Annotated in this window: 10 protein-coding genes, 1 pseudogene and 1 CRISPR repeat array; all 11 genes and pseudogenes read right to left on the minus strand. The window is 56.4% G+C overall.

Annotation, left to right across the window (positions count from 1 at the left end; translation table 11 throughout):
• Positions 1–8 precede the first annotated feature (8 nt).
• The 11 genes and pseudogenes from GbCGDNIH6_RS07035 to GbCGDNIH6_RS07085 all read right to left on the minus strand — a co-directional run bounded on the left by GbCGDNIH6_RS07035 (position 9) and on the right by GbCGDNIH6_RS07085 (position 12,039).
• The gene (locus tag GbCGDNIH6_RS07035; RefSeq protein WP_072563352.1) at positions 9–599 is read right to left on the minus strand and encodes a lytic transglycosylase domain-containing protein; all 591 of its coding nucleotides are present in this window, start codon (positions 597–599) and stop codon (positions 9–11) included.
• Positions 600–616: 17 nt separating this feature from the next.
• Positions 617–1,195 (minus strand): S26 family signal peptidase, encoded by a 579-nt coding sequence (locus tag GbCGDNIH6_RS07040; RefSeq protein ID WP_072563353.1) that lies wholly within the window; start codon positions 1,193–1,195, stop codon positions 617–619.
• A gap of 713 nt (positions 1,196–1,908) precedes the next feature.
• Positions 1,909–2,014, minus strand: a pseudogene (locus GbCGDNIH6_RS12645) (IS5/IS1182 family transposase); the annotation flags it as partial.
• Between the two features lie 585 nt (positions 2,015–2,599).
• A CRISPR array of direct repeats spans positions 2,600–3,482; the repeat unit is 29 nt; unit sequence CGGTTCATCCCCGCGCAGGCGGGGAACAC.
• 71 nt (positions 3,483–3,553) lie between these two features.
• Positions 3,554–3,841, minus strand: a complete 288-nt coding sequence (cas2e, locus tag GbCGDNIH6_RS07050) for a type I-E CRISPR-associated endoribonuclease Cas2e (protein WP_072563354.1) — start codon at positions 3,839–3,841, stop codon at positions 3,554–3,556.
• Positions 3,838–4,785 (minus strand): type I-E CRISPR-associated endonuclease Cas1e, encoded by a 948-nt coding sequence (gene cas1e / locus GbCGDNIH6_RS07055; protein ID WP_072564434.1) that lies wholly within the window; start codon positions 4,783–4,785, stop codon positions 3,838–3,840. Before cas1e ends, cas2e begins: the two co-directional genes overlap by 4 nt.
• The gene (gene cas6e, locus GbCGDNIH6_RS07060; protein WP_072563355.1) at positions 4,785–5,468 is read right to left on the minus strand and encodes a type I-E CRISPR-associated protein Cas6/Cse3/CasE; all 684 of its coding nucleotides are present in this window, start codon (positions 5,466–5,468) and stop codon (positions 4,785–4,787) included. The genes cas1e and cas6e overlap by 1 nt, the downstream gene beginning before the upstream one ends.
• Before the next feature lies 1 nt (position 5,469).
• Positions 5,470–6,144, minus strand: coding sequence for a type I-E CRISPR-associated protein Cas5/CasD (gene cas5e, locus GbCGDNIH6_RS07065; RefSeq protein WP_072563356.1), 675 nt, complete (start codon positions 6,142–6,144; stop codon positions 5,470–5,472).
• The gene (cas7e, locus tag GbCGDNIH6_RS07070) at positions 6,144–7,208 is read right to left on the minus strand and encodes a type I-E CRISPR-associated protein Cas7/Cse4/CasC (RefSeq protein WP_072563357.1); all 1,065 of its coding nucleotides are present in this window, start codon (positions 7,206–7,208) and stop codon (positions 6,144–6,146) included. Before cas7e ends, cas5e begins: the two co-directional genes overlap by 1 nt.
• Positions 7,208–7,711 (minus strand): type I-E CRISPR-associated protein Cse2/CasB, encoded by a 504-nt coding sequence (gene casB / locus GbCGDNIH6_RS07075; protein ID WP_072563358.1) that lies wholly within the window; start codon positions 7,709–7,711, stop codon positions 7,208–7,210. Before casB ends, cas7e begins: the two co-directional genes overlap by 1 nt.
• Positions 7,708–9,165 (minus strand): type I-E CRISPR-associated protein Cse1/CasA, encoded by a 1,458-nt coding sequence (casA, locus tag GbCGDNIH6_RS07080; protein WP_072563359.1) that lies wholly within the window; start codon positions 9,163–9,165, stop codon positions 7,708–7,710. The genes casB and casA overlap by 4 nt, the downstream gene beginning before the upstream one ends.
• Before the next feature lie 375 nt (positions 9,166–9,540).
• The gene (locus GbCGDNIH6_RS07085; RefSeq protein WP_072563360.1) at positions 9,541–12,039 is read right to left on the minus strand and encodes a CRISPR-associated helicase/endonuclease Cas3; all 2,499 of its coding nucleotides are present in this window, start codon (positions 12,037–12,039) and stop codon (positions 9,541–9,543) included.
• Positions 12,040–12,318: the final 279 nt, after the last annotated feature.

The raw sequence follows: 12,318 nt of genomic DNA on the forward strand, positions 1-12,318 counted from the left end.
GGCATAACCTACTTCTGCAGTACGGTTTCCTCATGACGGACATAGACAACAGTGTTAGCAGTATAGGGATTGATGATCTGCTGCCCATAAGATGAAGAGTCGTCTTTGTCTTGCTTTTTATTTTCCGCCGTGAACTGGCCGAATTTTGTCAGCAGAGACCCAGCAAAATATCGGGCGACATAGCCGTTTCTGAAACCGGAAATAAAATTGCCTGTATTGTAGGCTGACAGAGCTGCGCGCAATGCAATCTGCGGATCGATCATCTGTTCACGTCCAAATGTATAGAACTTCGTAAGAATTTGAGCACCTGCTGAAAGATTTTTGCATGGAATGAACATATCGGAGATAGTGTAACCAAGTTTTGACAAATTTTTGTTGTTCACTTGCATTAGGCCAAGATCGACTGAATAGCCAGCCTTGATATAGGCTTTTGCAAGGGCAGTAGCGTCAACTATGTCACGCGGCTGTCGAGCAAGCTTTGTTCCGTTTACGTTGATAGCCAAAGGGTTTCCCTTGCTTTCCACCTGAATGATGCTCTGAACCGTGCTTTGCGCGACGGTCGGTGCGCATGTTTGAATAAGTGCTGGATCAACAAACATAATTCTTCCTCCTCTATCTATATTCCGCCGCCTTGCAGCAGTGGACGTAGAGCTATGCTTTTGGTGTCACCATCAATTAAAATTGGTATAGCCTGCCCAAGAATGTTGGTGGTGGGTACAGGGCCAAAATAGCGACTGTCGAAACTACCTGGATCATAGCTGGAAATCAGCCAGACTTGCCCAGGCTTGACGGTATAGGTACCAGCAGGCCATGCGGGCATGTTTGCCAGCGGGGCGCTGTTTGGCAGGAGCATGCCATTGACCTCGATCAATCCTGCCGGGCGAATGATCACAGTATTACCTGCAACAGCCACCACCGGCTTTAGGAAGGGCTCGCTATCTGTGCCAAGGCAATTACCCGGGCCGATAAAGCCGTGTCTCAGCATAGCGATAACAACCCTCTGCGCGGGTGGACAGACAGACACCATTTCACCTAGTCGAACGGATCCCGCTTCAATCCGGCTGATCAACCACAACCCACGTGGTGCGGAAGCGGTAATGTTGATACGTAATCCTGCGGAATACGAACCTCCGACTATGAGCGCGATTGTAGTTGTGACAATCCACGCGCCAGCGGCAAAGCGACGGGCGTTCATTAGATAACAAAGCCTCCCACGGTCGTTGGCCCTTCTTAGTCCGTCTCGATCAGCTTGGTCGGCATTGGCGTGACAGGCACCCGATCTGTGGGCGGTGGAGCAATGCAAGACCGGACATAAAAAATGCATTGCTTGTCAGTAAAAATTAAGAGCGACCAGCGTTGCTACCAAGCCAAGAATGCCAAAGATTTGTGCACGCCCAACCACATAGTGTGATCTGTTATAGTTCATGCCTTTTATATTTTTATGAAGCGACATGTGTGATCGAGCACACCAGCCTGTCCAGCATTTCAGCGTAATATTTTTCCTACCATATTTCAGAACCAGAACTTCGCTGCTATCCTCTATTTTTCTGCAAGCTGGTTAACCAAAATGGCATACACCACGTATATTTAAACATATTATATAATATATATGTGATATTTTGTATATTAGAATTTATGGTTCTCATTCCATATAAAGACTTTGGGGAAGGCCCTTCAACAAGAGTTTGAGGAGATCTATTGGCAGCCTGGCAGGCCACAGAAAGCTGGGACCGGCAAACTTCTTGTTTGGGAGCATACTACCAAGCATGCACCTTGCTGAACGGCCATGATCTTGACCGCTGCAAAGATCGGCTTTCTTGGCGTATGTGCTGACCAAATTGGATCAAGAAAACAGCAATGAAGATGGGTATTCGCTACACCAAGTGTCTAGGCTCGGGACTCATTAAATCATAGCCAGAACATGACGGCTGCTGCGATGAATATGCTTGAGAAGAAAGTATGCGCATCTGTCGTAACGAGTTCTGATACGCCGCCAATCCTTGAGTTTGACGAAGAGATTCTCGACCTTGTGGTCACTCATCTAACCTTTGCTGAGCAGCATGATGCTTGGCGCATCCTTCCATTGCAAGCCATGTTTGATGACGTAGACAATACTGCTGACGCCCCGGCGGTCATCAAGGCGGGGAAACCATGAGCCACGGGAAAATGCTGCGCGATCCACACCATCCGGCGCTCGCTCAGCAAAAAGAAATCAATCATGCAGATCGAACGTCCCCAGCGATATAGCTCCTTCACCAGAATGGCATCAATTTCACGGGCGTGGCTGATCGCCTTTCAACGCTCCACTCGATCCAGCCGGACGCCATAGCCTGTCTCCATGAAGATGCCTTACACTTCATAGCCTACGCGTTCAGCAAACTGCTTCAGCGCGTCCTTTTGCCGCTCGCAGGCCTGATCGACCGTGGAAAACGGCGATAGATAACCGCACGCTTTCCCAATTGAACCCTCCCGGACACACCACCTTGCAGCCCTTGATACACCGTGGTTCCGGGTCGTCCCAATATGACTATAGGCTGTTCGGTACATCCCGCGAAGGCGGGAAACACGGCGATTAAGGTCGGCATCGGCTGACTGACTGCGGTTCATCCCCGCGCAGGCGGGGAACACGCTGGCCCAGACGCTGTCCCTGACGCTGGCCCCGGTTCATCCCCGCGCAGGCGGGGAACACCACCGCATCGAAGACCCTCACCGCATCGAGCGCGGTTCATCCCCGCGCAGGCGGGGAACACGCCGATGTGGGAGTGGGAACCGAGTGAAGCAACGGTTCATCCCCGCGCAGGCGGGGAACACAGAATCTGCATGATGTTCTGGGATGCCCGTCCCGGTTCATCCCCGCGCAGGCGGGGAACACCGCACCGTGCCACCAGCGTTGTACGCTTCAGTCGGTTCATCCCCGCGCAGGCGGGGAACACCAGTAGAGCCGCAGCATCGCCACCAAGCGCATCGGTTCATCCCCGCGCAGGCGGGGAACACAAACAGGATCGATTTCCGCGATGTCGGAAAATCGGTTCATCCCCGCGCAGGCGGGGAACACGTCGCTGCACAATCGTTCCCCACGTTCCCTGACGGTTCATCCCCGCGCAGGCGGGGAACACCAGATCGAGGATATCGGCCATATCGATCGTCCCGGTTCATCCCCGCGCAGGCGGGGAACACGCCCGGGATGTCAGCTGCCAGCGCAGCATGTCCGGTTCATCCCCGCGCAGGCGGGGAACACTTTCCGACATACAGCAGTTAGACTTACCTTCCCGGTTCATCCCCGCGCAGGCGGGGAACACCTGGCTATGCGAGGCCAGCCACGACAGGTATTCGGTTCATCCCCGCGCAGGCGGGGAACACTTATAACCGCATATCAGATAATGGAGATGAATCGGTTCATCCCCGCGCAGGCGGGGAACACATTCTCCGGTCCGGTGTCGAAAAGCGCCTCTGCGGTTCATCCCCGCGCAGGCGGGGAACACTCTTCGTGTAAATTATTGATTCAAAATTGTTTTTACATTGTCAAAGATCTTACCGACAGAAAAAGAGGTTTTTAAGCCGACTTTTCGGGAAGGAAAGTTACAAGCTTCAGCCCATCAAAATCAACCGGCATGCGGCGGTTGCGACCACAAGTGAGGAAGTCATATCCCTGATCCGTTGATGCCTTCCACACCATGACGGCGTCGCCTGTTTCCAGACCTTCCGTCACCTGGCGCCAGATCATTTCACGCGTCCGAGCCGAATAGTTGCCAACATACACACCGGCCCTCACTTCAACCAGCCATGCAGCAAGTCTGCCGCGCAGGCGTGGCGGCACATTGGTGACAACCACAACCATCATCCGCGATGGCCCTCATCGCCAGACTGTTCTTCGTCAAAAGCGGGTAGGGCAGCCTCGAGTGGGGACTCGGGACGGGGAAGGTCCGCAGCGGAAAGAACTTCCTCAATCGCGGGAATAATACGTCCAAGAAGTCCCGTCCGACGGAACATGTCCCTGCAGGCCAGGCGAACCGCCCGGTCCGGCCCCATGTCCATGCGACCTTTGGCGGCTTGTCCGGCAATACGGAATGCCTCTGGCACAACGGTTTCGAGCTTGAACAGGTCCGCAATATCATAAACAAATGACAGAGGCTTGCCTGTATGGAGAAAACCAATGGCCGGAGCATAACCCGCTGCCAGAACCGCGGCTTCAGACAATCCGTGCAAACAAGCAGTAGCAGCAGACAGGCAGCGATTGGGAATATCGCCTGCATCCCAGTCCTTGGGATCGTAGAGACGACGCTTCCACGGCACGCCATACTGCTTTGCCAGAAGCGCGTAGCTTTCCCGCACGCGTACGCCCTCTATTCCTCGCAACTGTTCGATCGAACGGCGTGAGGGTGGTTCCTCACCGAACCGCATGGCATACATCTTTCGCACGACACGCAGTCGCGCTGCCTCATCAAGCGCAATCCTGGCTTGCCATAGCAGTTTGTCTGAACGAGCGCCCCCTGGCTGCCCTGCCGAATAGAGCCGCACGCCTGCCTCGCCAACCCAGATAATGAGGGTCCCTGTACGAGCCGCAAAGGAAACCGCCGCATGTGATATCCGGGCGCCCGGCTCCAGCATGATCCCGGCAATGCCACCTATCGGGATCTGAGTGCGTGTTCCATCGGCATTGACGGCGACGAAGGCTCCATCGAGCACATCAAGCCGCGCTCGCTCGACAAAGATCAGGGAGGCCCGGTCTTTCAGCGGGATGAGTTTCGGCGGAGCAAGACCGGGAATCCCGCTCCCTTTGCTCATCATGCCCGCCGGATGATCATCAGACCGCATCCAAACGATTTCGCCCGTCCGAATCCCTGCGAAAGATTCATGAGAAAAAGCGCCGGGTCAGTCATTTCGAGATGACCCGAAAGATCGAGAATCCCGAGCTTCATCGCGTGGCGGTCCGTTGCCCCCGGACGTAGCAGCGACAATTGCCGATAATCCTCGGCAATCGCGGTGATAACTCTGAAGCCGCTTTTTTCTCCCTGCTGTTCCAGCCACGCCTTCCCTGCCAAGGAGGCGATTTCCATACGACGTTCTGCGCGCTCACTCTGTTCCAAAGCATCTATGGGCGCCTTGACGACGTCTTCCCGTTTGCCATCCCGTTTCATACGGGTCGCATTGGCGCGGAGCAGGAACTCAAGGCGGGCGCCGGGCGCGAGATCCGGTGCATAGGGCTTGATCCGATGCGGCTGGAAAAGATCAGACTGGAGCGGCGGACGTGCAGAAAGCGTGAGGAAGCTGCCGTCCCGCTCCTCCCGCCAGAGGAAATCCCGTTTTCTTTCCTCGCTGTCAGCAAACACCGACCAGAGTAGATGGTGCTGTGCGGACACCCGCTCTCCCGACGCCCGCCTCCCGGACTCCGAGGATTGCAGCAGTACGGCCAGAGCCCGTGCGGAAGGATTTCGGGCCAGGCGGAGATGGCTGAAATAAAGTGTCATGTCAGCCTCCCGCCACGATGCTGACCGGACGCAGACCAACCCGCCGGGCGGCAAAATGCCAGCTGGTACGGTCCAGCGGAACGTCAGTCACGACCTCACCCTCCGGATCATCAGTAACAAGCAGGTGCGCTTGTACGGATGCTTTACGCCAAAGGGGAGCTTTCAGATGTTCCAGCGCCGCCTCCGCAGAAACCGCTTCGACAATCTTCGCCCCGGTCGGCGCGGCAAGCGGACATGATTTCCGTCCGAGATAAAGCGTGAAATGCGGTTCCAGCAGCGACGCCGCAATCCTCTCCAACCCTGCGCCCCGCACCGCAATTCCGTAAAACACACTGGTCCGATAGTCGCGATGGGTGATGGTCGTGTTGGTTCTGCCGCGCGCGTCCCTCAAAGCTTCCGGTCGAGAGTTCGGGTTTTTCGCGGCAGCGGACGGAATTGTCTCAATGGTATGGTAATCACGCACGAGCGCACCAGCATCGAAGATCGCCACATCGATCGACAGGACATCGAGCGCAGAAAAATCTCCGTCCCGTTCGATCCCGAGCGCGGCGCCCATCAGCCCGATGATCGCCGATCGGGTAGGCCATATGAGAGAACCTCGCCGCTCATGTCCTGCGAGTTCGCCCATCGAGCCCAGTGAGGCGGTCAGACCGAACACCAGAAAGGGCTGCTGCATCACGCCCCCCGTACGGTCGCGCCCACGAAGGCCGTGATCTCGTCCAACGTGCCGCCCTTGCCCACATGCAGCTTCTGTTCCGACGTCCAGACCTTGCCATAGGCGTCATCAATTTCCCGACGGGTCTTCTCCAGCGCCTCGACTGACTGTTCAAGCAGGCGCTCTCCCCTGACCGGCGAGAAGAAGGCACCGGACAAATCGCGGGGCGCCTGCTTTCCGGCTTCGGCCAGAATGTAGTGCGCGAGCGGATGATGGGCGAAACTGTTCTGCTTACCCTTGGGCGTTGTGCGGGCCAGCGCCGCCGCCAGCGCTTCGATCCCCTTCACCGCCAGTTCGCGGTCCCCGGCAAGATTGCTGATGAGCAGGTCACAGTTCACGCAGACATATTGGTAATATACGCCGGACCCGAAAGAGATCTCGCCAAGATGCCCTGCTCCCGTATCCTCACTCTTGTTGAGATCATCGACGGCGGAGAACCAGTCCTCCTCCGACTGCGCCAGGTGTGTAGTGATGGCATGCGTCACCTGCACCGCCGCGTCGCGATTGTAATCAGGCGAATCCGCCAGCATTCGCCCGAACATGGCGATATCGATCGCGCCATCGGCCCGGCGCAGAACCTGCTTTTTCAGTTCTTTTTCCGCTGGCACCTTTTCTCCGGCGGCAATTTTCCCGGCCAGTTCTTCCGCCAGTTTCCATTCTTCAGGTGAGATGAAGGCAAGTGTCGTGCCAATGCGGTTTTTTGTCTCCTTGTTGGGCGCTTCCAGCTTGCCGAAAATCGCCGCGACCTGATCGGCAGCGGTGTGGGCCTTTTCCTCGCTTACGCCATGACTGATGAGATGCTCGACAAGGTTCTGATAAAGCCGTTTGGTCCGTTTCCCTTCATGATCAGCAAGGTCAAGTGCGAAAAAGGTGCTCTCACGCAGGGCGCGCTTGATGGATTGGGACGACATCCGCAGGCGCGGCACTCCCCCGACAGTTGCCTGTTTTGGACGCCCCTGATCGTCCCGATTGGGATTGGAAGGACCGTAGGTCGTCAGAAGGTGGAATTGCAGAAAAGTCGTCATCAGACAGTTTCCTTCATATCATCCTTGGGCGCATCGGCGTGAAAATAGCCAAAGCACCAACTTGTGCGTGTTTTGTCGTTCCAGTACCAGAGATCGCGCGCCAGATCCCCGACATTACAGCGCCGGTCGGCCATCACGATGGCGCGGCGCATCAGATCTGTCAGATTTTCACCTTCCGCACGGATGAGTTTTTCAAAACGTCCGCGTGAAAGAACCGGCTCTTTTCCGCCAAGACGATGCGCAAGCGGTGCGGCATCACCCTCCCTTACTTCAGCAAGAAGACATGCCAGACGGACAAGCTTTTCCGTCTCTCTTTCTCCTCCCGATACATGGAGTTCCTGCGCGAGCTTATGCACAGCCGGCTCGCAGAGGGCTTTGATCGGCCCCGCCCGGCGCAGGCGTGCAGACAGTGCGCGGGCGGCGGTATTCGTGTGCCGTGGCTCAAGATATTCCGTCCACCATCCGAAGGCGATGGTGCCCGGTTCCTTTTCCTCCTTGCTCATGCGGCTTTCCTTTTCCCTTTTTCCGGCAGCGGAAGGCCAAGCGCCTTGAAAATCTCGCCACCCTGTTTTCCGTAGCCTGCAAGCGCCAGCCCCAGATATCGGCGGGCCTCTGTGATACGCCCGATTGCTTCCACTTCCCGCTGATTCAAGCCGGGAAGCGCCTTTGCATCGAACTGTCCAAGTGCTTGTCGGCGAAGATCAGCCAGCCAGGCATCCGCGGTGTCTTCGCCACGCTCAATCGCCTGAACATGAGTGAGGAATTTCGTTTCAGTCTGACGGAAAAACTCCTCACGCTCCGCTTCCCGCGCTTCGCCCTCCGCCAGAACAGGCGTAAGCGCATTACGCAGGGCCACCGCTACGGCATCAGCCGCCTGAATCAGGTCCACAATCCTGTATTCCGCTTCCTCGGGTATTGCTGACAACCGGCGCTGACGTGAAAGAATGAAGTCACGAGGCTTCATATTATCCATCGACCAGCCAGCGACGAGGATGGAGCCTCCACCAATTCTTTCTTCCCGCAGGCACAATGCCAGTTCGGAGAGATCGCTCTCTTTTTCCTTGACCACCACACCAAGCCAGTTGCGATAGCCGAAATGGCCGACGCGAGGGTGTTTCGGCAGCCATTCCGTGCCGAGTTTCAGTCGATAATAGGGGCTGAGTGGATGTTTCCAGAGCGCATAATTCGTGCCCCACGGTTTCTGAATCACGCCGGTTACCATCCCCTCATCATGGGTAAGACGCAGCCTGCGCGGCATTCCAAAAAAAGCCTCCGCTCCAAAAAGCGCACCATCTGGCGGAAGAGTCTTCTGTCCAGTGTCTGAAACACGGGTCGGCCGCATCCAGGGCAGAGTTTCCATTTTCGCGGAATATCCGCACGGCACATTCACCCAGACCAGATCCCACAGCATCCGCTCCGGATCGACCAGCGTGACCATTGGTCCACCACCGCGCAGCGAGGTACGGTTTCCTCGACCGCCCGATGGGGCATCAGCCTGAAATGTGTAAAGCGCCATTGCCGCCATGGGAAAATCGAGACGGTCATACCGGCTGCGATGCACCATGACATCCGCGTTGTTGCCCGCTGTTTGTACCCCGGCGCTGTCGATGAACAGCATATCGACAGAACTGGCTTCATCCGTGAAAGGCTCCAGATCCTGAAGGAAACGCGGCCCATCACCGACAAGGTTGAACGCCGGAGCGTAGGGTGCCAGCTTTTCTTGCAACCGTTGTGGGTCGGGATTGCGTCGTGCCTCCCAGTCCTCCCCGTCAACAGGAGGATCAGCGAGAAAAACCAGCCCGATCAGAAGTTCAAGGCAGGCGATATTGAGGTCAGGACGCGGCCAGTCGGGCTGCACCACATCCGGTTCCGCCATCTGCCAGGGTGCAATGACCCGTCGCGATCCATCTGCGCAAAGAACAGGAATCCATTGATCGTCAATGAGATTGAGAGACACGCAATGATCTCCGATTGCTGCGCCAGGTACGAAAATGTGCTCGAAGTAGAAATGTGACAAAGATGCTTCGTCGAAATTGCAAAAACCCCGGACACCGCATAATTGCGGCTACATAAAATGAGGGCTTATGCAGACATTTTATTACTTCCAACCAGAATTTTACTTAGTTGATTGAACGAAAACGGAATTTATATATTTAGCAGCCCCGATGGAGCCTCCTTTGTTGAGGCTGTTTTCGCTATAGGCCCTAACAAATTATATGTCAACCACATTTAACCTAAGCACTTAAATTTTGCTCATTGCATATCCCCGCTCTGGCGGGGAACAAGTCTGCCCTACGGACATATCTAACCCAAGCACGGGCCATCTCCGTTTTCACAGAGAAGCAAACACAAGACCGCACTCCGCGTCATAATACAATCCATTACAAATGTTACCATTTTTATCGACGGGGCACAGCCTGATCTGCGCGCGCTTCCACTCTGGCCAGTCTTTTGCGATCTTCATGATTTCCGGCGACGACTGATCAGGGAGTGGCAAGGCATCCAGCTTCTTACGGTGGGCAGAGACGTCGGACAGCGCCCAGGCATCCTCGCCTTCTCCTTCCGCCCACGGGACCAGACCGAGCCCCGTCCGGCGGGCCAGGCGCAGGACACGCACCTCTTCTCCCAGTCGGGTGGGATAGTTTACATCGTCATCGCCACGGCCTGCCTTGCGATAGCCATCCGTGAACTTCACGATATTATGCCAGGCCAGCCCCCTGTCGGCGCTGTCTTTGCCGTATTTATCCTGTTCCGCCTTCAGGAGAGCTTCCGGTACCGGCTCTGCATCCGCTCCATAGACTGCTTCAATCAGCGCGCGCTGACGGTCCGGCGTCCCGATCTGTCCTTGTGTGAACAAGACGCGTGCGCTCCGCCAGACATCGGCAAGCGCGTAAACCCACGCGCCTTTTCCCAGCGTACCGTGCAGCCATCGTTCATCCTCAACCAGAGAGGGGTCCGGTGAGAGAACATACAGCACCGGCCCCGCAACCGGACGAACCGAGACCGGCCGGATATCCATATGTCGCCACAGACGCCCTGCCCGCTGGATCAGCGCCGCGATGGGCGCGATATCGGACACCATCACGTCAAAATCCAGATCGAGTGAAGACTCCAGAACCTGTGTTCCCACAAGGACGAAGCCTGCCCTGCCCTGACCGTTTTTCCCGACCCTTGCCAGAATCTCCACCTCGATCCGTTTGCGATCACACAAGGCGAAGCGGGCGTGAATAAGCCGGGCCTCCACACCTGCGGCCCGAAGGGCCTCGACAGCCTCGATTGCGTCATCCACCGCATTACGCACCCACACACAGGCCGCACCTTGCGCAGCCATTTTGGTCAGAAGCGTAACCGCATCAGCTGCCGTATCGAGTCTTTCAACCTTCACCGGCCCTTTCACCGGATAGTCTTCTGCCGGGAACTGCGTGATGGCCTCCCCTCCCGCAATAGTCAGGGCCGGATAGGCGGGATTGTCGGACGCCCCATCATAGGTCGCCAGCAACTTGCTGCGGAGGCTCATAGGCAGCGTCGCCGTCAGAAGAATTGCGGACCCACCCGCAGCCCGGTGCATTTTCAAAAGTGCCGTGAGTTCTTCTGCGATATATGCCTCTCCCATTTCATGGACTTCATCGACGAGGAGAATCTTCGATGACAGGCCATAAATGCGTAATGTCTGAAACCGAACCGGCAGCACGGACAGCAATGCCTGATCAATCGTTCCTATTCCGACATCGGCCAGCAATGCGCGTCGGTTGCCCTCCGCCAGCCAATCCGAGGAGGTGATCTCTCCCGGTCCGCCGGTTCTGCTTCTCTGCACCAGATCGCGAAATGGCACCGATAGCCCGGCACGTCCATGCGCCAATGTTACAGAGGGATTGTCGAACATGCGTCCGACAATGCGCGAAGCGCGGTCAAACATGGCATCGGTCGTCGCCATTGTTGGCAGAGCATCAAACAAACCGCGTCCCTTCCCTGCCTGGCAGAAACGATGCACGAGGATAAGCGCCGCTTCCGTCTTCCCCGTCCCGGTTCCATCCTCCACAATCGCCAGTGTCGGCCCATCTGGCAGAGCGATGGTTGAGCAAGCCACCTGCATGGGGCGCAGCGCGAAATCGAACAGATCTCCCTCCCGCACCATGGTGCCAGCGATTCCCGCCTCGACGACGGCGCGGGCTGCAATGGCACGGGTCTGTTGCAGATAAGCGGCGAGGCTGTCCGCCTCTGTCTTTGGCGGGAACCATCCCAAATTGGACCCGACCCAGTCGGCTGCCGCGCAGAATCCTGCCAGCCACCAGGAGAGCGTTGTAGCTTCGACCAGTGTCAGCCCTTCGAGCGAGGCTGCCGGCCACAGATCAAAGAATACGTCCATCAGCCGCGCAGCCGGTTCACGACCTTCTCCAACACATTTCAATGCCCTGAAGAGTTCTCGTGACAAACGCGCTTCTGGTGGAAGAGCGCCGAGCATATGCTCCGACGGGCGCCCATGATGTCCGGCTATGGCTGCGTAGAGCATTTTCCGCACCAGCGGTGTTCCGCCAAGACGGGCTGCTATCCGCGCATCTTCAACATAGAACAGGGCTTCGCTGAGTTCCCAGTGACGGAACCCCGGTTGCGCCACACCTTCGTGAAGCATGGCGCGGAAGCTCTCACTGATCTTGCCGATATCATGGAGCCCCGCCAGCACAACCAGCGCATCGCGAAGGGGAGGTGCCATGCCGAATGGCTCAATCAGCCTTTCCGCCACCGCAGCAACATCAAGCATATGAAAGGCTGCCGGATGTTCAGGACCATCCGGAGTGGCCGAGCTTTTACCCGGCCAGTTTTTCCACTGCATTGCGCAGCTCCATCAACTTAACTGTCCGGAGATGTTTAATCTCATGGATAGGTAAAAATTACGAAACTATCACAGGCACTGGATTAAAAGGTGCTTCGGCAATCCAGGAGACAGCTTCTTAAATCTCAACATGGTTCATACGTAAAATGCCATACGGTCTAAAAACAGATCATGCACCACCCTCCACTTCGAGAAGGAGGCGGACTAAAGGTGCGTTGATATTAATAATTGCTCCGTCCTGAGCGAAGCTTGGAAAGCAGACCTTTCTCCGAGAGCTGA

The sequence above is a fragment of the Granulibacter bethesdensis genome (genome assembly GCF_001889525.1).
Taxonomy (GTDB): Bacteria; Pseudomonadota; Alphaproteobacteria; order Acetobacterales; family Acetobacteraceae; genus Granulibacter; species Granulibacter bethesdensis_C.

Excerpts from the sequence above, each read along its gene's own strand:
- cas1e (WP_072564434.1), bottom strand. The coding sequence starts at position 4,785 with ATGAGCAAAGGGAGCGGGATTCCCGGTCTTGCTCCGCCGAAACTCATC.
- cas6e (WP_072563355.1), bottom strand. The coding sequence starts at position 5,468 with ATGACACTTTATTTCAGCCATCTCCGCCTGGCCCGAAATCCTTCCGCA.
- GbCGDNIH6_RS07035 (WP_072563352.1), bottom strand. The coding sequence starts at position 599 with ATGTTTGTTGATCCAGCACTTATTCAAACATGCGCACCGACCGTCGCG.
- GbCGDNIH6_RS07040 (WP_072563353.1), bottom strand. The coding sequence starts at position 1,195 with ATGAACGCCCGTCGCTTTGCCGCTGGCGCGTGGATTGTCACAACTACA.
- cas2e (WP_072563354.1), bottom strand. The coding sequence starts at position 3,841 with ATGATGGTTGTGGTTGTCACCAATGTGCCGCCACGCCTGCGCGGCAGA.
- cas7e (WP_072563357.1), bottom strand. The coding sequence starts at position 7,208 with ATGACGACTTTTCTGCAATTCCACCTTCTGACGACCTACGGTCCTTCC.
- cas5e (WP_072563356.1), bottom strand. The coding sequence starts at position 6,144 with ATGCAGCAGCCCTTTCTGGTGTTCGGTCTGACCGCCTCACTGGGCTCG.
- casB (WP_072563358.1), bottom strand. The coding sequence starts at position 7,711 with ATGAGCAAGGAGGAAAAGGAACCGGGCACCATCGCCTTCGGATGGTGG.
- GbCGDNIH6_RS07085 (WP_072563360.1), bottom strand. The coding sequence starts at position 12,039 with ATGCAGTGGAAAAACTGGCCGGGTAAAAGCTCGGCCACTCCGGATGGT.